Below are 18,843 nucleotides of genomic sequence, written 5' to 3'. Positions count from 1 at the left end.
GTTTTCCTGGCTCCGCCCTTTGTCGCCGGTCCTATTCGTGCTTTTTCGCCTGTTTGGCAAGGGGGTGATGCGTCTGGACAAGCTGCTGCAGCCTCTCTTCGAGCACATGCGTGTAGATCTGTGTGGTCGAAATGTCCGAATGGCCGAGGAGTTCCTGCACGACGCGCAGATCGGCGCCATTGGCCAGCAGGTGGCTGGCAAAGGCGTGGCGCATCACATGCGGCGAGATCATCGACGGCGTCAGGCCGGCGCGGATCGCCAGGTTCTTGAGGTCGCGGGCGAAAACCTGGCGCGGCAGATAGCCCTCCTTCGAGGCGGCCGGAAACAGCCATGGGCTTTCCTGCGGGGCCTTGGCCGCAGCATTTTCCGCTGCCAGCAGGCGCCCATAGGCTTTCAGCGCCGCTATCGCCGATTGCGACAGCGGCACCAGCCGCTCCTTGTTGCCCTTGCCGCGGATCATCAGGAAGCGGCCTTCCTGATCGAGCACGCGGGCGGGAAGCGAAACCAGTTCGCTGACGCGCATGCCGGTGGCATAGAGCAGTTCCAGCAGCGCCAGCATGCGCAGCCGCTGCAACTGGCCGGGCGCTGCATCTCCCGCCTCGGCTTCGGCTTGTGAAAGCAGCTTGCCGACTTCCTCGACGCCCATCGTCTTCGGCAGCGGACGGCCTTTTTTCGGGGCGTCGAGAATGCCGGTGGGATCGTCGGTCCTCAGGCCCTCGGCATAGAGGAACTTGTAGAATTGCCGCATGGCGGCAAGCCGGCGCGCCTGGGAAGAGGGTTTGAAACCTTTTTGGGCGAGCGAGGCGAGATAGGCGGAAAGATCGGCGGAGGCGGCTTCGGTCAGCCGCACGCTGCGCCCGGTCAGGAACGAATGGACATCGTCGAGATCGCGTTCGTAGGATTGCAGCGTGTTGGCGGCCGCACCGCGCTCGGCGCTCATCATCTCCAGGAAGGATTCCACATGGACGCGGCTCAGATCCACCATGCCGGTCACTTCCTGGTCGTGCTGATCGCGCCCGTCGCCGGCGGATTGACCCGCTCGGACGGAATGCGGATCGTCACGTCGCGCGGCTCGGGCTCGACGAAGGTCACAAGCGCCCACATCGCTCCGTAGACCGTCCCGGCGAGGATCGCGCAGACGAACAGAAAACGGAACAGGGTCGGCATCCGGCAACTCCTTCATGCTCTGCTTCTGTTATAAGAAGCGTATCTGCAAGTGCAAGAAGCGCTATTCAAGCCATGATTCCCTTGTCCGCGACTTGACGCTCCACCTGCATTTGTCGATACGGTTTGCAAACAAAGTGTGAATGGACCGATGAGTGAACCACTGCTGACCGTTGCTGACAGCCTGAGAGACAGAGCTCGCGCCGCGCTCGGTTCACGCAATCTGATCCTCGTCGGCCTGATGGGTGCGGGAAAATCCGCCGTCGGACGCATCGTCGCCAGCCAGCTCGGCATTCCCTTCATCGACAGCGACCACGAAATAGAGCGGGTGTCGCGCATGACGATCCCCGAACTTTTCGCCGCCTATGGCGAGGAAGAGTTCCGGGCGCTGGAAACGCGGGTGATGAAGCGGCTCGTGAGGAGCGGGCCGCGGGTCGTGTCCACAGGCGGCGGTGCCTTCATCAACGAGCGGACGCGCAGGCATATCAAGAAGGGTGGTCTTTCCGTCTGGCTGAAGGCGGATCTCGACGTGCTCTGGGAGCGGGTCAACAAGCGCGACAACCGCCCCTTGCTCAAGACCGAAAATCCGAAGCAGACGCTCGAGGGCCTGATGAAGGCGCGCTACCCGATCTATGCGCAGGCCGACCTCACCGTGCTGTCGCGCGACGTGCGCAAGGAAATCATGGCCGACGAAGTGCTGCAGGCGCTGATCGAAGCCCAGAAGGAAAATGCAGCCTCATGAATGCGATAGCCTCCGCCGCCGCCGTCCAGACCGTGCATGTGCCGCTCGGCGAGCGCGCCTACGATATCCTGATCGGCCCGGGGCTGATCGCGCGGGCCGGCGCCGAGATTGCCTCCCGCCTCAAGGGCCGCAAGGCGGCCGTCGTCACCGATGAAAATGTCGCGCCGCTCTATCTCAAGGCGTTCGTCGCGAGCCTTGAAGAAGCGGGCATCGCCTCGGCCGCGGTCGTGCTGCCGGCCGGCGAGAAGACCAAGAGCTTCGAGCATCTGATGACCGCCTGCGACAAGGTGCTCGAAGCCCGCGTCGAGCGCAATGATTGCGTCATCGCCCTCGGCGGCGGCGTCATCGGCGACCTCTCGGGATTTGCGGCCGGCATCGTTCGGCGCGGCGTGCGCTTCGTGCAGGTCCCGACCTCATTGCTGGCGCAGGTCGATTCCTCCGTCGGCGGCAAGACCGGCATCAATTCCCGCCACGGCAAGAATCTGATCGGCGTCTTCCACCAGCCGGATCTGGTTCTGGCCGATACCGACGTGCTGAATACGCTGAGCGATCGCGAATTCCGCGCCGGCTACGCCGAGGTGGCCAAATACGGGCTGATCGACAAACCGGATTTCTTCGCCTGGCTGGAAGCCAACTGGCAGGCGGTTTTTGCAGGCGGCTCCGCCCGCATCGAGGCGATTGCCGCCAGCTGCCAGGCGAAGGCCGATGTCGTCGTTGCCGACGAGCGCGAGAACGGTCAGCGGGCGCTACTCAATCTCGGCCATACGTTCGGCCATGCGCTGGAGGCGGCCACGGTCTATGACAGCGCTCGCCTCGTGCATGGCGAGGGCGTCTCGATCGGCATGGTGCTGGCGCACGAATTTTCCGCACGGATGAACCTTGCAAGCCCCGATGACGCGCGGCGCGTCGAGCGGCACCTCAAGGAGGTCGGCCTGCCGACCCGCATGTCCGATATTCCGGGCGAGCTGCCGCCGGCCGAAATGCTGATGGATGCGATCGCCCAGGACAAGAAGGTCAAGAGCGGCAAGCTTACCTTCATCCTGACGCGCGGCATCGGCCAGTCCTTCGTCGCCGACGACGTTCCCGCCGCCGAGGTCACCAGCTTTCTCCGGGAAAAACACCCCTGATGACCGTCGAAGGCGCTCTGGCATTTCTTGCGACATATTGGCCGGAGATCCTTTCGATCACGGCGCTCGTGCTGATGTCCGCCTTCTTTTCCGGCTCGGAAACCGCGCTGACCGCGGTTTCGCGCAGCCGTATCCATACGCTTGAAGTCAACGGTGACGAACGCGCCGGCCTCGTCCGGCAGCTGATCGAGCGGCGCGACCGGCTGATCGGCGCGCTGCTGATCGGCAACAATCTCGCCAATATCCTGTCGTCGTCGATCGCCACCAGCCTGTTCCTCGGGCTGTTCGGCAGTTCCGGCGTGGCGCTGGCGACGCTCGCCATGACCGTCATCCTGGTCATCTTCGCCGAAGTGCTGCCGAAGAGCTGGGCGATTTCGACACCCGACCGCTTCGCGCTTGCCATCGCCATGCCGGCCAGGCTCTTCGTTCTCGTCGTCGGCCCGATCTCCTCCTTCGTCAATGCGATCGTCCGGCGGATCCTGGCCCTGTTTGGCATCAATCTCTCGCGGGAGGTATCGATGCTGACGGCGCATGAGGAGCTGCGCGGCGCCGTCGACCTCCTGCACCGCGAGGGATCGGTGGTGAAGGCCGACCGCGACCGGCTCGGCGGCGTGCTCGATCTCGGCGAGCTCGAACTCTCCGACATCATGGTCCACCGCACTGCGATGCGGGCGATCAACGCCGACGATCCGCCCGAGGCGGTGGTGCGCGCCATTCTCGAAAGTCCCTATACGCGCATGCCCTTGTGGCGCGGCACGATCGACAACATCATCGGCGTCGTCCATGCCAAGGACCTGTTGCGCGCGCTTGCCGAGCCGAACATGGAGCCGCAGAACCTCGACATCGTCAAAATCGCGCAGAAGCCGTGGTTCGTGCCCGACAGCACCAATCTGGAAGATCAGCTCAACGCCTTCCTGCGCCGCAAGCAGCATTTCGCCGTCGTCGTCGACGAATATGGCGAGGTGCAGGGCATCGTCACGCTGGAGGATATTCTTGAGGAAATCGTCGGCGATATTTCCGACGAGCACGATATCGAGATCCAGGGCGTGCGCCAGGAGGCCGACGGTTCGGTCGTCGTCGACGGCGGCGTGCCGATCCGCGACTTGAACCGCGCGCTCGACTGGCACCTGCCCGACGAGGAGGCGACGACGATTGCCGGCCTGGTCATCCATGAATCGATGACCATCCCGGAAGAGCGCCAGGCCTTCACCTTTTACGGCAAGCGCTTCATCGTCATGAAGCGGGAGAAGAACCGCATCACCAAGCTGCGCATCCGCCCCGCCGGAGAAGACGGCGCAAAACCGGCCTGACCGACTTGGATTGCGGGTGATCGATCTCCATATAGGCGCTGCTACCAGCGCGTCGGCTCGCCAGGTGCTGCCGGTTCGACGGCCAGCGCATGCAGGCCGGCATCGAGTTCCGGTTTCAACAGCTCGGTGATCGCCCGGTGGCGCGCCAGCCGCGACAGGCCGGCGAACTTGGCCGAGACGATTCTCACCCGCATATGGGTTTCGCCGGTTCCCGTGATATCGGGCTGATGGCCGGCATGCAGATGGCTTTCGTCGATGACGCTCAGGCGCTCCGGCGCGAAGGCTTCGACGAGTTTTTCTTCGATGCGGGTTCGCAGGGTCATCATCCGGTCTTGCTGCTTCGCGAAAAGGGTTCCCACCAAGCCAGCAACAAACCCATTTGTCAATTCTTGTTGTCGCGTCGCGACAGCCTCATAATTAGCGCCGTCATGACACTTGATTCAAAATACTTCGATAGCATCCGAACACGCCGCAAACGCCAGCCGGAGGCAGAACAGGCGCCGCCTACCTGTCAGTGGGACGGCTGCGACAAGAAAGGCTTGCATCGCGCTCCTGTCGGACGCAATGCGGAAGGCCAGTTCTTTTTGTTCTGCTTCGAGCACGTCAAGGACTACAACAAGGGCTATAATTATTTCTCCGGTCTGTCGGACGGCGAGATCGCCCGCTACCAGAAAGAGGCGATCACCGGCCACCGGCCGACCTGGACGGTCGGCGTCAACAAGTCGGCGAAGGATAGCCCGCTGCATTCGGAGGTGCGCTCGGGCGCCTATAGCCGCGTTCGCGATCCCTTCGGCTTCGTCAAGGAAGGCGGCAAGGGCAGCGGGCCGCGTTTTCCGCAGGCGCGCAAGCTGAAGTCGCTGGAAAGCAAGGCCTTCGATACGATGGGTCTCGACGCCAATGCGACGTCGGCCGAGATCAAGAGCCGGTACAAGGAACTGGTCAAGAAGCACCACCCGGATGCCAATGGCGGCGACCGCGGCTCGGAAGAGCGTTTCCGCGCCGTCATCCAGGCCTATCAATTGTTGAAGCAGAACGGTTTTTGTTAATTCCCGTCCTTGCTCTTGGGCTTCAATCGGGTATGGTCCAAATCGGCTGAGGCCGCAGGCAAACGCGGCTCATATTTGTGCGTTTTCCCGACATCGCCTCCGCCGACCTTCCGGACGCGGCGTTTCTTGTCCGGGACTCTTTCAAGAATGCTCGCACGCGGACATCATCCCGCCGAGGTTTCGTTTCAGTCCCGGAGAAGTATCGCCGACGTTCCGACCTGGACGGGCGCGGAATTAGATCGCGGCGTCACGGTTGCGACATGGCCTGAGACAGTATGGCTGGGTGGCATCACCCGCCTTGGAGACATGATGAGCAAGATCGACCTTGATATAGCAGAACTGCCCGATACCACCGTTTCGGTCCGCGAGACCTTCGGTATCGATTCCGACATCCGCGTTCCCGCCTACAGCAAGGGCGACGCCTATGTGCCGGATCTCGACCCCGATTACCTGTTCGACCGCGAGACGACGCTCGCCATTCTGGCCGGCTTCGCCCATAACCGCCGCGTGATGATCTCCGGCTATCACGGCACGGGCAAGTCCTCGCATATCGAGCAGGTGGCGGCGCGCCTCAACTGGCCCTGCGTGCGCATCAACCTCGACAGCCATGTCAGCCGTATCGATCTGGTCGGCAAGGACGCGATCGTCATCAAGGACGGGCTGCAGATCACCGAATTCAAGGACGGCATCCTGCCCTGGGCCTATCAGCACAATGTCGCGCTCGTCTTCGACGAGTATGACGCCGGCCGTCCCGATGTGATGTTCGTCATCCAGCGCGTGCTGGAATCCTCCGGCCGCCTGACGCTGCTCGACCAGAGCCGCGTCATCCGGCCGCACCCGGCCTTCCGCCTGTTTGCGACCGCCAATACGATCGGCCTCGGTGACACGACCGGCCTTTATCACGGCACGCAGCAGATCAACCAGGCGCAGATGGACCGCTGGTCGATCGTGACGACGCTGAATTATCTGCCGCATGATCACGAAGTGGGCATCGTCGCCGCCAAGGTGAAGAGCTTCGGCAAGGACAGGGAAGGCCGCGAGACCGTGTCGAAGATGGTCCGTGTCGCCGACCTGACGCGCGCCGCCTTCATGAACGGCGATCTCTCCACCGTCATGAGCCCGCGTACCGTCATCACCTGGGCCGAGAATGCCGAGATCTTCGGCGATCTCGCCTTCGCCTTCCGCGTCACCTTCCTCAACAAGTGCGACGAACTGGAGCGCCCGCTGGTCGCCGAGCACTATCAGCGCGCCTTCGGGGTCGAGCTGAAGGAAAGTGCCGCCAATATCGTTCTCGGAGCTTAAGACCGACCGATCATGGCAGCTCGCGGTGACAATTCGAAAGCTAAGCCCGGCGCGCCCGTCGACGTCGAGCCATTGCGCCGGGCGATAACCGGCTGCGTGCGCTCGGTCGCCGGCGACGGCGATGTCGAGGTGACCTTCGCCAACGAACGGCCCGGGATGACCGGCGAGCGCATCCGGCTGCCGGAGCTTTCCAAGCGGCCGACGGCGCATGAGCTGGCGGTCACCCGCGGGCTCGGCGATTCCATGGCGCTGCGCCTTGCCTGCCATGACGAGAAGATGCACGCGACGATGGCGCCGCAGGGCTCGGACGCCCGGGCGATCTTCGATGTCGTCGAGCAGGCGCGCGTCGAATCGATCGGCGCGCTGCGCATGGAGGGCATGGCGTCGAACCTGCGCTCCATGACCGACGAGAAATATTCCAAGGCGAATTTCACCGGCATCGAGCGCCAGGAAGACGCACCGGTCGGCGAAGCCGTCGCGATGATGGTGCGCGAGAAGTTGACCGGCCAGCGCCCGCCGGCCTCCGCCGGCAAGGTGCTCGACCTCTGGCGCAACTTTATTGAGGACAAGGCGGGAGCCGAACTCGACAATCTGTCGGGCGCGATCAACGATCAGCAGGCCTTCGCCAAGGTCGTCCGCAACATGCTGTCGGCCATGGAAATGGCCGAGGAATACGGCGACGATGACAGCGACGCCGACAATGATGACCAGTCGGATCAGGAAGACCAGCCGAGCGGCGACGAGCAGGATCAGGACGAGGTCGACGAGGATGCCGGCACCGATGCCGCCCCCGTCGAGGATAGCGAAGTCGCCGACGAGCAGATGGAGGACGGCGAGACCGAAGGCGCCGAAATCTCCGACGACGACATGATGGAAGAGGGCGAGGACGATTCGGAAACGCCGGGCGAGACCCGCCGTCCGAACACGCCTTTCTCGGATTTCAATGAGAAGGTCGATTATCACGTCTTTACCGAAGAATTCGACGAGATCATCACCGCCGAGGAACTCTGCGACGCCGCCGAACTGGAGCGCCTGCGCGCCTTCCTCGACAAGCAGCTGGCGCATCTGCAGGGCGCGGTCGGCCGCCTCGCCAACCGGCTGCAGCGCCGCCTGATGGCACAGCAGAACCGCTCCTGGGATTTCGACCTGGAAGAGGGCTATCTCGATCCGGCCCGGCTGCAGCGCATCATCATCGATCCGATGCAGGCGCTTTCCTTCAAGATGGAGCGCGATACGCAGTTCCGCGACACCGTCGTCACCCTGCTCATCGACAATTCCGGCTCGATGCGCGGCCGGCCGATCACGGTTGCGGCCACCTGCGCCGATATTCTCGCCCGCACGCTGGAGCGCTGCGGCGTCAAGGTCGAGATTCTCGGCTTCACCACGAAGGCCTGGAAGGGCGGGCAGGCGCGGGAAAGCTGGCTTGCCGGCGGCAAGCCGCAGACGCCGGGACGCCTCAATGATCTCCGCCACATCATCTACAAATCGGCCGATGCGCCGTGGCGGCGGGCACGCGCCAATCTCGGGCTGATGATGCGCGAGGGGCTGCTCAAGGAAAATATAGACGGCGAGGCGCTGATCTGGGCGCATAATCGCCTGCTCGCCCGTCGCGAGCAGCGCCGCATCCTGATGATGATCTCGGACGGTGCGCCGGTCGACGATTCGACGCTGTCGGTCAATCCGGGCAATTATCTCGAACGGCACCTGCGCGCCGTCATCGAGCAGATCGAGACCCGTTCGCCTGTGGAATTGCTGGCGATCGGCATCGGGCACGACGTGACGCGCTATTATCGCCGCGCCGTGACGATTGTCGACGCCGACGAGCTCGCCGGCGCGATGACCGAACAGCTCGCCTCTCTGTTCGAAGATCAATCGACCCAGCCGCGCGGCGGCCGGCTCCGTCGTGCCGGCTGACGCCGCTGAAGGAAACTTGGCTGGTAAGCGCCTTTGCAGTGCGGCGTTGATCGCTTTCTGTATCGCCGCCGGCGCTTGCCCCGCATGGGCGAGCGACGTGCCGATCATTAGCCGGCAAATCTCCGATTTCAAGATCGGCTCTTCGCAGACGACATTCGGCTCGCTGGAATTTCTCGGCGGCCTGGAGATGGTTTCCAGCAAAGCGCTGTTCGGCTCGCTCTCCTCCATCCGCTTCCGGCAGGATCAAAAACATTTCGTTGTGGTGCTCGACACCGGCCAATGGCTGACCGGCAGTATCGAGCGCGACGTCAAGGGCAGGCTTTCCGGCCTTGCCGATGTCGAGATCACCCCGATGAAGAACAGTGCCGGGCGCAGCTTCGAGGGCAAGGGCCATATGGATGCCGAGGGCCTGGCGTTCGACGGCGACCGGATCCTGGTCTCCTTCGAGCAGGATCACCGCGTCGATGTCTACCCCGATCCGGGTTTTGCCGAATCGAGCGCGATCGCTACTTTGCCGATCCTCATTCCTCGCAAGATGCTGAGCGAGAACCGCGGCATCGAGACCATCGCCGTGGCGCCCGCATCGAGCCCGCTCAAGGGCGGCGTGGTCATCGTCTCCGAACGTGGTCTCGACAGCGACGGCAACCGGCTGGCGGCCATTTTGAGCGGGCCGCTGAAAGGGCGCTTCGCGGTCGCCCGCGACGGCAGCTTCGACGTCACCGACGGCGCCTTCCTGCCGAACGGCGACTTGCTGCTCCTGGAGCGCCGCTTCAACATGGCCGAAGGCATCGGCATGCGCCTTCGGCGCGTCAGGGGCGCCGATATCAAGCCCGGGGCTGTCGTCGACGGCGACTTGCTGCTCGAAGGCAACTTCAACTCTCAGATCGACAATATGGAAGGGCTCGACGCCTTCCAGGCCGCCGACGGCACCACCCATATCATCCTGGTGTCGGACGACAATCATTCGCTCCTGCAGCGCAACCTGATGCTGGAATTCCGGCTCTCTGAGCGACCGGCGTCAAATTGACGTCATATGCCTCGGCTATCCCGCCTGCTGCACGGGGAAGCTGCTTCGGAGACGATCATGGTGCGCATTCATGTCATGGGCGCGTCCGGTTCCGGCACGACATCGCTCGGTCTTGCGCTCGCCGACAGGCTCGATATCGCCCATCTCGACACCGACGACTTCTTCTGGCTGCCGACCGATCCGCCGTTCACGATGCCGCGGGATGCCGATCAGCGCATCCAGCTGCTGCTCGAGGAGACGGGCCGGCCCGGCGGCTGGGTTCTATCAGGATCGGCGCTGAAATGGGGCGGGCCGCTCGAGCCGCTTTACGATCTGATCGTCTTCCTCAGGATCGAGCCGGAGCTCCGGATGGCGCGCATCCGGGCGCGGGAGACCGCCCGATACGGCGACAGGATCGGGCCGGGCGGCGACATGGAAGTCAAAAGCGGGCAATTCCTGGAATGGGCGGCAAGTTACGACACGGCCGGGCCCGAACGCCGCAGTCTTTCCGCGCATGAGCAGTGGCTGGAAACGCAGACGGCGCCGGTGCTGCGCCTCGATTCATCGCTTGAGATCGACGAACTGGCCGCGCAGGTCCTTCTGCATCCCGCCATCGCCGCCGGAGCGGCTCGGCGGCGTCCTTAAGTTAACTTAGCTGGCGCGGGCGGCCTGCATCGGCCGCAGCACGTTCATCAACGCGCCATAGGGCAAGAGCATGACGAGGCCGACGATCATCTTGACGGCGAAATCGCCGAGCGCCCAGGAGATCCAGCGCGGCGCCTCAGCCGCGAAGACGCCGAGGATGGGAGCCGCCTCAAGCGCGAAGGGTTCGTTCGGGCCGAGGAAGACGAAAAATGCGGCGAAGGACAGCGAGAAGAACATCACCGTATCGAGCGCCGAGCCGATCAGCGAGCCGACGAGCGGGGCGCGCCACCAGGCCTGGCGGCGAAGGCGGTTGAAGACGGCGATATCGAGCAGCTGGCCGGCGAGATAGGCCGAGCCGGAGGCAATGGCGATGCGCGGCACCGAGGTGAAGAAGGACAGCGTCACGCCGACGACGAAGCCAGCAAGGACGACCTTGCGGGCGGCCTGCGGGCCGAACTGGCGGTTGGTCAGATCGGTGATCAGGAAGGCGACCGGATAGGAAAAGGCGCCCCAGGTCAGGATGTCGGCGAGGTTGATGCCGGCGACTTCGGCGTTCAGCGGAAACTGGACGAGGAAGTTGGAGGCGACGACGACGAGCGTCATCAGTGCGACATAGGCAATGGTATAGCGGGTCTTCAGCATTTTTTTATCCTGGGTGATGCCACCAGTTGGAGTGCTCAGGCAAAACAAAAGGCTTGACCGGAGGTCATCCGTGCAAGCCTTTCGAAGCCGTGTGAAAGAAGAGCAGAAGCTTAGGCAGCAACAGCCGCTTCGGCGGTCTTCTTGACGATCTGGCGGCGCAGCAGGCGCGCGCGCATCGACAGCTCGGTTTCGCTGGCCTTGAGCAGGAAGGCATCGAGGCCACCGCGATGCTCGACCGAGCGAAGGGCGGCAGCCGAAACGCGAAGACGGTAACGCTGGTTGAGAGCGTCGGAAATCAGCGTGACCTGGCACAGGTTCGGCAGGAACCGGCGCTTGGTCTTGTTGTTGGCATGGCTGACATTGTTACCAGTCAGGACGGCCTTGCCGGTCAATTCGCACACGCGGGACATGGAACACCTATTCTTGTTTTTGTCGGCCATCGAATTGCCATCCCCGGTCAAAACCAGGCGCGCAATCCAACGGGCATGATTGGAAAGTTGCGGTTCTATAGTCAGGCAGGCCGCGCGCGTCAAGCCAAACCTTGGACTTTCCCGCAATTCCGTCAAAAAGCTGCTGTTTTCTTCGCTTCACGGCAGGAGTATAGAGCGCCCTAGCAAAGGCTGCCGGCGCGCGGCAAGACAAGGCTTCACTCATGGCTCATTCGGGCAGACGGATTTTCATTTCGGCCATCGCAGCGCTGCTAGCCTTACCGGCATCGGCGGCCGAAATCCAGCATCGGACGGAATACCGGGTGACGCTCGCCGGCTTGCCGATCGCGCGCGCCGCGTTCCTGACCAAGATCGAGGACGATCACAGCTATAACATCGCCGGCAGCATCAACTCGGCCGGGCTTGCCGATCTGGTCACGACGATTTCGGCCAAAACCAGCGTCACCGGCGTCGTTCGCAACGACAGGCTGCAGGCGCAGAATTATTCGCTCTACTACAAAACCGGCAAGAAGGCCCGCGTCTACGAGGTCAGCTACCGCAACGGCAATATCATCTCGGCGACGACGACGCCGCCGCCGAAGCGTCCGAAGAACTGGATCGACGTGACGCCGCGCGACATGCGCTCGGTGCTCGATCCGATCTCCGGCCTGGTTTTTACCGGTGACACCAAGGTCTGCTCGCAGACGCTGCCGATCTTCGACGGCGAGACGCGTATGGATCTGGTGCTGTCGCCGAAGGGCGACGAGGATTTTTCGACCAACGGCTTCAAGGGCAAGGCGACGGTCTGCGGCGTGCGCTTCGTGCCGCGCTCGGGCTACAAGAAGGGCCGCAAGGATATCGACTATCTGAGCAAGAGCGACCGGATGGAAATCTGGTTTGCCAAGTCGGACGCGGCAAATGTATACGCTCCGGTTTATGTGCGCATTCCCACAGAATATGGAATGGTGACGATCACTGCGGTCAAATACGGCAGCAACAGCTGACGGAGTTCGTCCTCCGTCGAAGGGGGACGGGTGAAGCTTCGCGCGACATTGATCGGTTTTACCGCCATCCTGATGTGGTCGTTCCTGGCGCTGTTCACCGCCGCCTCCGGCAAGATGCCGCCGTTCCAGCTGTCGGCCATCTGCTTTGCGATCGGCAGCCTTCCCGGTCTCGCCGCGCTGATCCTCAAGCCCTCACGCTTGGCGCTGCTGAAGCAGCCGGCCAGGGTCTGGATCACCGGCATCTCAGGGTTGTTCGGCTATCATTTCCTCTATTTCACCGCGCTCCGGAACGCGCCGGCGGTGGAGGCGGGGCTGATCGCCTATCTCTGGCCGCTGCTGATCGTCGTCGGCTCGGCGCTGCTGCCGGGCGAACGGCTGCGCTGGTATCACGTGGCCGGCGCCCTTGCCGGGCTTTGCGGCACCTTCCTGATCGTCGGCCGCAACGGCATCGATTTCAACGGCGCCTATGCCGTCGGCTACGGCGCCGCTTTCCTCTGCGCCTTCACCTGGTCCGGTTACTCGCTGCTGACCCGGCGCTTCGACGCCGTCTCCACCGATGTCGTCACCGGCTTCTGCCTGGCGACCTCGATCCTGTCGCTCTTCTGCCATCTCGGCCTGGAGACCACCGTCTGGCCGGCAACGGCTTTCGAATGGCTCGCCGTCACCGGGCTCGGGCTCCTGCCGGTCGGTGCGGCCTTCTATGCCTGGGATCACGGTGTCAAGAACGGCGATATCCAGATCCTCGGCGCGGCCAGTTATGCCGCACCGCTGCTGTCGACGCTGATTCTGACGCTGTTCGGTTTTGCCGAGCCGAGCTGGCGCATCGCGCTTGCCTGCCTGCTCGTCACCGGCGGCGCGGTGCTGGCCGCCCGGGACATGTTCCGCCGCAAGATCCAGCCGGCCGTTGCGGCGGAATGATTTCAGCCGCCGGGCGTCCAGCCCGGCGAGGCCATCTCGAAACTCGAAAATTCGAAGCCGGGCGAGACGGTGCAGCCCACAAGGGTGAAATCGCCGCGGCTTTCGGCCGCCTGCCACCAATTGGCGGGAACGATCGCCTGCGGCCGCTCGCCGGCGGCGAGATCGGTTCCGAGCGTCAAGGTCTCGCTTGCCGTTCCGTCTTCAGAGCGATGCAGCGAAAGCGGCGCGCCGGCGTAATAATGCCAGACCTCCACCGCGTCATGGACGCGATGCCAGTGCGAGCGCTGCCCTCTGGTGAGGAGGTAATAGATCGCCGTCGAATGGCCGCGTTCTCCGCCCGCCGTATCGCGGAACGTCTCGGCGTACCAGCCTCCTTCCGGATGCGGCTGCATGGCGAGTGCGCGGATGATGTCCTCAGGCGACATCAGAAATTGTCCTTGCGCTTGCGGATCTCGGCAAACACCTCCTCATTGGTCTTGCCTTCCATCAGCAGATTGCGGCGGATCGCCGGGTCGGCGGCGCGCAGGAACGGGTTGGTTTCCTTTTCCAGCCCCAGCGTCGTCGGAATGGTGAATTTGCCGTCGGCGCGCAAAGCCTCGATCTCGGCGGCGCGGCCCTTCAGCCGTTCGTTGCCGGGATCGACCGTCAGTGCGAAGCGGACGTTGGACAAAGTGTATTCGTGGCCAAAATAGACGGCGGTCTCATCGGGCAGCACGGCAAGCTTCTGCAGCGAATGCCACATGTCGGCGGCCGGGCGTTCGAACAGCCGGCCGCAGCCGAGCGCAAACAGCGTGTCGGCGGCAAAGAGCAGCTTGTCGTCGACGAAGTGATAGCAGATATGGCCGGCGGTGTGGCCGGGTGTCTCGATGACGTTGATCGTGTGATCGCCGAAAAGGAAGCTGTCGCCATCGGCCATCGTCCGGTCGAGGCCGGGAATGGCAACCGCCTCGTTGATCGGGCCGATGATCTCGCAGCCGAACTGCTCCTTCAGCGCCAGGTTGGCGGCGACATGATCGGTGTGGTGATGGGTGGTGAAGATATGGGTGATCTTCCAGCCGCGGCGTGCCGCCGCCTGCAGAATCGGCGCCTCCTCCGGCGCGTCGATCGCCGCGGTAAATCCTGTTTCCGGGTCGTGGACGAGCACGCCGAAATTGTCGGTGCGGCAGAGAAAAACGTCCAATTCCAAAGGTTTCATCGTGCAATTATCCCTTGTCATGCGAGTCTCGCGGAAATGTAGAGAGTCCGGCCTTGAAGTCCAACCGCCCGCTGATAACATTTATCGCAATGCACGCCGATATCGTCGACCTACGCCAGTTCTACCACTCCGAGCTCGGGCGTCTTGCCGAGCAGTCGATCGCCATGGCGCTGTCGTCGCTCTGGGTCCGGCTGCCGCAGGAGCGGCTGGTCGGCCTCGGTTATGCCGTCCCCTTCCTCGACCGCTTCCAGGCCGACACCGAACGCACCTTCGCCTTCATGCCGGCCGGACAGGGCGCGGTGAACTGGCCGATGGGCTCGCTGTCGTCGACGACACTGGTCTTCGACGAGGAATTGCCGCTGCCGGATTCCTCGATCGACCGGGTGCTGATGGTGCACTCGCTGGAATTCGCCGAAAGCCCGCGCGAGACGCTGAAAGAGCTCTGGCGGGTGTTGGCCCCGGGCGGACGGCTTGTCATCGTCGTGCCGAACCGGCGCGGCGTCTGGGCGCGGATGGAGCATACGCCGTTCGGCTCGGGCCGGCCCTATTCCCGCGGTCAGCTGACGCATCTGCTGCGCGAGACGAATTTCACACCCGGCGCGACGGCCGAAGCGCTGTTCTTCCCACCCTCGAAGCTCAGGACCATCCTGCGGCTTCGCCGCGCCTTCGAGCGGATCGGCCGGACGCTGTGGCCGGCTTTTTCAGGCGTCATCATCGTCGAGGCGCAGAAGCGGCTCTATCAGGGGCTGCCGGTCGCCGCACGCGCCTCGCGCCGCGTTTTCGTGCCGGTTCTGGCGCCCCATGGCGTGCCGACCACGCGCAACCGGTGACGCCGTCCCGGCTCTCGACAAGAACCCCATTCCGCTTTAATGCCACGTGGTCATTTCCGGCAATTCCAAGGTCGACCCATGAGCGTTGAGATGAGCAAGCCCGTTCCGCGTCCCGGTATTCTCGATATCGCATCCTATGTGCCGGGCAAGGAACATGCGCCGGGGGTTGCCCGCGTCTACAAGCTTTCGTCCAACGAAACGCCGCTCGGCGCCAGCCCAAAGGCGGTCGAAGCCTTCAAGACGGCTGCCGACAATCTCGCCCGTTACCCGGACGGGCAGGCGATCGACCTGCGCGAGGCGATCGCCGCCGTGCACGGCCTCAACCCGGCCAACATCCTCTGCGGCAACGGTTCCGACGAGCTGCTCGGCCTGCTCTGCCATGTCTATCTCGGCGCCGGTGACGAGGGCATCATCACCGAGCACGGGTTCCTGGTCTACAAGATCCAGATCCAGGGCGCCGGCGCCACGCCCGTCGTCGTCAGGGAAAAGGATCACACCGTCGATGTCGATGCGATCCTTGCCGCGGTGACGGAGAAAACCAAGATCGTCTTCATCGCCAATCCCGGCAATCCGACGGGCACCTATGTCCCGGTCAGCGAGATCCGCCGCCTGCAGGCAGGGCTGCCGAAACATGTCGTCCTGGTGCTCGATGCCGCCTACGCCGAATATGTGCGCCGCAACGATTATGAAGCTGGCATCGAGGTCGTGTCTTCAAACGCCAATGTGGTGATGACCCGCACTTTCTCGAAGGCCTACGGACTGGCGGCGCTGCGCGTGGGCTGGATGTATGCGCCGGCCGAGATCGTCGACGCGGTGAACCGCGTGCGCGGGCCGTTCAATTTGAATGCGCCGGCAATCGCCGCCGGTGCGGCGGCCATCCGCGACCAGGTCTTTGTTCAGCAGGCCATCTCCTTCAACCAGATGTGGGTGGAGACGCTGACCCAGGCGTTGGAAGCGATCGGCTTGAAAGTGACGCCATCCGTCGCCAATTTCGTTCTCATCCATTTCCCCGATATCGACGGCAAGCGCGCCGCCGATGCCGACGATCTGCTGACGAGCCGCGGCTACATCCTGCGCGCGGTGCGCAGCTACGGTTTTTCCAATGCGCTGCGCATGAGCATCGGCCCCGAAGAGGCCAATCGCGGCGTTATCGCCGCCCTCAGCGAATTTATGGGACACAAGGCATGAACGTGCAGTTCGATCGTATCGCGCTGATCGGCATCGGTCTGATCGGCTCTTCGCTGGCCCACGACATCCGCCGGCTCGGCCTCGCCAGGGAGACCGTCGTCGCCACACGCAGCCCCGATACGCTGAAGCGGGCCGAAGAGCTCGGTCTCGGCGACCGCTACACGACCTCTTCGGCCGATGCCGTCAAGGATGCCGATCTGGTGATCGTCTCGGTGCCGGTCGGCGCTTCGGAAAGCGTGGCGAAAGAGATCGCGGCAAGGCTGAAGCCCGGGGCAATCGTGACGGATGTCGGCTCCACCAAGGCTTCTGTCATCGCGCAGATGCAGCCGCATATCCCGGCCGGCGTGCATTTCATTCCCGGCCATCCGCTGGCTGGCACGGAAAAATCCGGCCCGGATGCCGGCTTTCCCGGTCTCTTCGAAAGCCGCTGGTGCATCTTCACGCCGGTCGCCGACACCGACGAGACGGCGCTGAAGCGGCTGCGCAGCTTCTGGGAAGCGCTCGGCTCGAAGGTCGACGAGATGGATGCCGAGCATCACGACAAGGTGCTGGCGATCGTCTCGCATCTGCCGCATATCATCGCCTATAATATCGTCGGCACCGCCGACGATCTGGAGACGGTGACCGAGTCTGAGGTTATCAAATATTCAGCCTCCGGCTTTCGCGATTTCACCCGCCTCGCCGCCTCCGACCCGACCATGTGGCGCGACGTCTGCCTGCACAATCGCGATGCGATCCTCGAAATGCTGGCGCGGTTCTCGGAAGATCTCGCCTATCTGCAGCGGGCGATCCGCTGGGGCGAGGGCGACAAGATCTTCGAACTCTTCACCCGCACGCGCGCCATTCGCCGCTCGATCGTCCAGGCCGGCCAGGATGTCGACGCGCCGGATTTCGGCCGCCCCCACGCGCTGGAAAAGAAGTAGCCGCGCCCGATGGCGGAGGTGGCGAGCGCGAGCCGAGCCGATATCGACTGGCTGGTTCGCGAAGACGCCAGTGCCGGAAAGGCATGGGTATCGCGATGCGTGGGGCTCGGCGAATATCTCGTCGCCCGGGAGGCCGGCGAGATCGTTGGCTTCCTGCGCTTCTCCCGCTTCTGGGGAAGGGTTCCCTATATGGAAATGATTCGCGTCCTGCCCGGCCACCGCCGGTCGGGCGTCGGCACAGCGCTGTTTCTCGCCTGGGAAGAGGCGATGCGCGCCGACGGCGCCCGCCTGCTGATGACCTCGAGCGAATGCGACGAGAGCCGGCCGCAGGACTGGCATCGCCGCAACGGATTTGTCGAAACCGGCGCAATCGAGCTGCCCGGTCTGCAATCGGTGCCTGAGGTTTTCTTCATCAAGCACATAGGCTGAGAAACGCGCCGGTCAGATCGGCGGAATCCGGCCGAGCGGGATGAAACCGCTGACGGTGGCGTTGCCACGATCGACGACGAGATCGACCGAGACCTTGTCCTTGCCGCCGGCCAGCGATTTCAAGAGCTTCGTCGCCGTGTTGACGGTCGAGGCGATATCCGGGAACGCCTGTTTCAGGCTGTCGCCCCAAGGGCCGAGCTGTTCGATCTCCAGCTTGAATTTTCCCGAGAGCAGACCGTGCTCGTCGAAGGAGAAGGGGCCGGTCAGCGTCATCACCTTGCCGTCGCCGATGTCGGCGACGATGCGGCGCAGTTCGCCGGTAGAACCGTTGAGGCCGTTCGGGTCACTGCCGTCGATCAGGCCGGCTTTGCCGGCAACGGTCAGATCGATGCTGGCAGACAATTTCGGGAAGATCTGCGGCCAATCCTTGATCGCCGTATTCGCATCCTGGACGGAGATCGCGCCGTCCAGATCGGCTCCGTTCTGGCGCAGATGGATTTCGGTGTGGGCGGCATCGAAGCTGATGGTCTGGCCGGTGTAGGAGGAGACCGCCGTCGCCTTCAGGCCCTTGATGACGGTCGAGCTGCGGTCGATGCCCCTGAGCCTCGTCGCCAGGCTCGATTGCAGGTCCGCCCATTGGGCCGAGATCGAAAGGCCGTTGCTGGTGCGGATCTCGGCCGGCGAATCAAGCTCCCAGACGATATTGCCGGGCGCATAGACTTGGGCTGCCGAACGCAACGCGCCGAAGGTGGCCGAGACGCCGTTGACGGTGTCGTCGACATCGATCTTGGAGCAGAACAGGCCGATCCGGAAAGGATAGCCGCGGAATTCGATATCCGAGCATTCGCCGCTGACGCCCGCCTGGTCGCGCGGCGCGATCGCCTTCAGCACCGTGGTCTTCAGCGTCGATGCCGCATAGAACCAGCCGCCGGTATAAAGCGCGATCACCAGCAGGATGCCGCCGCCCAGCAGCCAGAATTTCTTACCGCTGCCGGATTGGCTGCTGCCGGATTGGCTTGACGCTGCCATG

22 protein-coding genes are annotated in these 18,843 nt (G+C 63.6%); 14 read left to right on the top strand and 8 right to left on the bottom strand.

What is annotated here, in order from left to right; translation table 11 throughout:
• Nucleotides 1-31: 31 nt before the first annotated feature.
• Both xerD and AMK05_RS35300 read right to left on the bottom strand, forming a co-directional pair.
• Nucleotides 32-985 carry a site-specific tyrosine recombinase XerD gene (gene xerD, locus AMK05_RS20595; protein ID WP_064840917.1) on the bottom strand — a complete coding sequence of 318 codons (954 nt, stop codon included), beginning with the start codon at nt 983-985 and terminating at the stop codon, nt 32-34.
• A 5-nt stretch (nt 986-990) separates the two neighbouring features.
• Nucleotides 991-1,167: a hypothetical protein gene (locus AMK05_RS35300; RefSeq protein WP_094447861.1), complete on the bottom strand. Its 177-nt coding sequence runs from the start codon at nt 1,165-1,167 to the stop codon at nt 991-993.
• A gap of 148 nt (nt 1,168-1,315) precedes the next feature.
• Between AMK05_RS35300 and AMK05_RS20590 the strand changes: the two genes are divergently transcribed.
• The 3 genes from AMK05_RS20590 to AMK05_RS20580 are packed head-to-tail and all read left to right on the top strand — an operon-like array spanning nt 1,316 to nt 4,343.
• Complete coding sequence (locus tag AMK05_RS20590; RefSeq protein WP_064840916.1) at nt 1,316-1,906, top strand: shikimate kinase; 591 nt, start codon at nt 1,316-1,318, stop codon at nt 1,904-1,906.
• The gene (gene aroB / locus AMK05_RS20585; RefSeq protein WP_064840915.1) at nt 1,903-3,033 is read left to right on the top strand and encodes a 3-dehydroquinate synthase; all 1,131 of its coding nucleotides are present in this window, start codon (nt 1,903-1,905) and stop codon (nt 3,031-3,033) included. Before AMK05_RS20590 ends, aroB begins: the two co-directional genes overlap by 4 nt.
• On the top strand, nt 3,033-4,343 hold the full coding sequence (locus AMK05_RS20580; protein WP_064840914.1) for an HlyC/CorC family transporter: 1,311 nt from the start codon (nt 3,033-3,035) through the stop codon (nt 4,341-4,343). The genes aroB and AMK05_RS20580 overlap by 1 nt, the downstream gene beginning before the upstream one ends.
• A gap of 41 nt (nt 4,344-4,384) precedes the next feature.
• Here AMK05_RS20580 and AMK05_RS20575 read toward each other — a convergent pair whose 3' ends face one another.
• Nucleotides 4,385-4,669, bottom strand: a complete 285-nt coding sequence (locus AMK05_RS20575; RefSeq protein WP_171899807.1) for a BolA family protein — start codon at nt 4,667-4,669, stop codon at nt 4,385-4,387.
• Between the two features lie 102 nt (nt 4,670-4,771).
• Here AMK05_RS20575 and AMK05_RS20570 point away from each other — a divergent pair, with 102 nt between their 5' ends.
• From AMK05_RS20570 to AMK05_RS20550, 5 genes are all read left to right on the top strand, one after another.
• Nucleotides 4,772-5,389, top strand: coding sequence for a J domain-containing protein (locus tag AMK05_RS20570; protein ID WP_064840913.1), 618 nt, complete (start codon nt 4,772-4,774; stop codon nt 5,387-5,389).
• A gap of 309 nt (nt 5,390-5,698) precedes the next feature.
• The gene (gene cobS, locus AMK05_RS20565; RefSeq protein ID WP_064840912.1) at nt 5,699-6,691 is read left to right on the top strand and encodes a cobaltochelatase subunit CobS; all 993 of its coding nucleotides are present in this window, start codon (nt 5,699-5,701) and stop codon (nt 6,689-6,691) included.
• A gap of 12 nt (nt 6,692-6,703) precedes the next feature.
• On the top strand, nt 6,704-8,605 hold the full coding sequence (gene cobT, locus AMK05_RS20560; protein WP_064840911.1) for a cobaltochelatase subunit CobT: 1,902 nt from the start codon (nt 6,704-6,706) through the stop codon (nt 8,603-8,605).
• Nucleotides 8,606-8,621: 16 nt separating this feature from the next.
• On the top strand, nt 8,622-9,632 hold the full coding sequence (locus AMK05_RS20555; RefSeq protein WP_064840910.1) for an esterase-like activity of phytase family protein: 1,011 nt from the start codon (nt 8,622-8,624) through the stop codon (nt 9,630-9,632).
• Between the two features lie 57 nt (nt 9,633-9,689).
• Entirely contained in the window at nt 9,690-10,256 is a 567-nt protein-coding gene (locus AMK05_RS20550) for an ATP-binding protein (protein WP_064840909.1), read from the top strand.
• A 6-nt stretch (nt 10,257-10,262) separates the two neighbouring features.
• On the opposite strand, the gene AMK05_RS20545 is transcribed toward AMK05_RS20550, so the two are convergent.
• Together AMK05_RS20545 and rpmB are read right to left on the bottom strand one after the other, a co-directional pair.
• Entirely contained in the window at nt 10,263-10,898 is a 636-nt protein-coding gene (locus tag AMK05_RS20545) for a VUT family protein (RefSeq protein ID WP_064840908.1), read from the bottom strand.
• 110 nt (nt 10,899-11,008) lie between these two features.
• Nucleotides 11,009-11,308 (bottom strand): 50S ribosomal protein L28, encoded by a 300-nt coding sequence (gene rpmB, locus AMK05_RS20540; RefSeq protein ID WP_003589938.1) that lies wholly within the window; start codon nt 11,306-11,308, stop codon nt 11,009-11,011.
• Between the two features lie 242 nt (nt 11,309-11,550).
• Between rpmB and AMK05_RS20535 the strand changes: the two genes are divergently transcribed.
• Nucleotides 11,551-12,330 (top strand): DUF3108 domain-containing protein, encoded by a 780-nt coding sequence (locus AMK05_RS20535; RefSeq protein ID WP_064840907.1) that lies wholly within the window; start codon nt 11,551-11,553, stop codon nt 12,328-12,330.
• 30 nt (nt 12,331-12,360) lie between these two features.
• On the top strand, nt 12,361-13,248 hold the full coding sequence (gene yddG / locus AMK05_RS20530) for an aromatic amino acid exporter YddG (protein WP_064840906.1): 888 nt from the start codon (nt 12,361-12,363) through the stop codon (nt 13,246-13,248).
• Between the two features lie 2 nt (nt 13,249-13,250).
• On the opposite strand, the gene AMK05_RS20525 is transcribed toward yddG, so the two are convergent.
• Nucleotides 13,251-13,673, bottom strand: a complete 423-nt coding sequence (locus AMK05_RS20525; RefSeq protein WP_064840905.1) for a cupin domain-containing protein — start codon at nt 13,671-13,673, stop codon at nt 13,251-13,253.
• On the bottom strand, nt 13,673-14,443 hold the full coding sequence (gene gloB, locus AMK05_RS20520) for a hydroxyacylglutathione hydrolase (RefSeq protein WP_064840904.1): 771 nt from the start codon (nt 14,441-14,443) through the stop codon (nt 13,673-13,675). The genes AMK05_RS20525 and gloB overlap by 1 nt, the downstream gene beginning before the upstream one ends.
• A gap of 53 nt (nt 14,444-14,496) precedes the next feature.
• On the opposite strand from gloB, the gene AMK05_RS20515 reads away from it, so the two are divergent.
• The 4 genes from AMK05_RS20515 to AMK05_RS20500 all read left to right on the top strand — a co-directional run bounded on the left by AMK05_RS20515 (nt 14,497) and on the right by AMK05_RS20500 (nt 17,813).
• Nucleotides 14,497-15,273, top strand: a complete 777-nt coding sequence (locus AMK05_RS20515; RefSeq protein ID WP_003582647.1) for a class I SAM-dependent methyltransferase — start codon at nt 14,497-14,499, stop codon at nt 15,271-15,273.
• A gap of 90 nt (nt 15,274-15,363) precedes the next feature.
• Entirely contained in the window at nt 15,364-16,461 is a 1,098-nt protein-coding gene (gene hisC / locus AMK05_RS20510) for a histidinol-phosphate transaminase (protein ID WP_171899806.1), read from the top strand.
• Complete coding sequence (locus AMK05_RS20505; RefSeq protein WP_064840902.1) at nt 16,458-17,384, top strand: prephenate/arogenate dehydrogenase family protein; 927 nt, start codon at nt 16,458-16,460, stop codon at nt 17,382-17,384. The genes hisC and AMK05_RS20505 overlap by 4 nt, the downstream gene beginning before the upstream one ends.
• 9 nt (nt 17,385-17,393) lie before the next feature.
• On the top strand, nt 17,394-17,813 hold the full coding sequence (locus AMK05_RS20500; protein WP_064840901.1) for a GNAT family N-acetyltransferase: 420 nt from the start codon (nt 17,394-17,396) through the stop codon (nt 17,811-17,813).
• Nucleotides 17,814-17,825: 12 nt separating this feature from the next.
• Here AMK05_RS20500 and AMK05_RS20495 read toward each other — a convergent pair whose 3' ends face one another.
• Nucleotides 17,826-18,842: a DUF2125 domain-containing protein gene (locus AMK05_RS20495; RefSeq protein WP_064840900.1), complete on the bottom strand. Its 1,017-nt coding sequence runs from the start codon at nt 18,840-18,842 to the stop codon at nt 17,826-17,828.
• Nucleotide 18,843: the final 1 nt, after the last annotated feature.

Origin of the sequence: Rhizobium sp. N324, assembly GCF_001664485.1 — a bacterium.
Lineage (GTDB): Bacteria > Pseudomonadota > Alphaproteobacteria > Rhizobiales > Rhizobiaceae > Rhizobium.
This window is presented reverse-complemented; position numbering and strand designations above follow the sequence as displayed.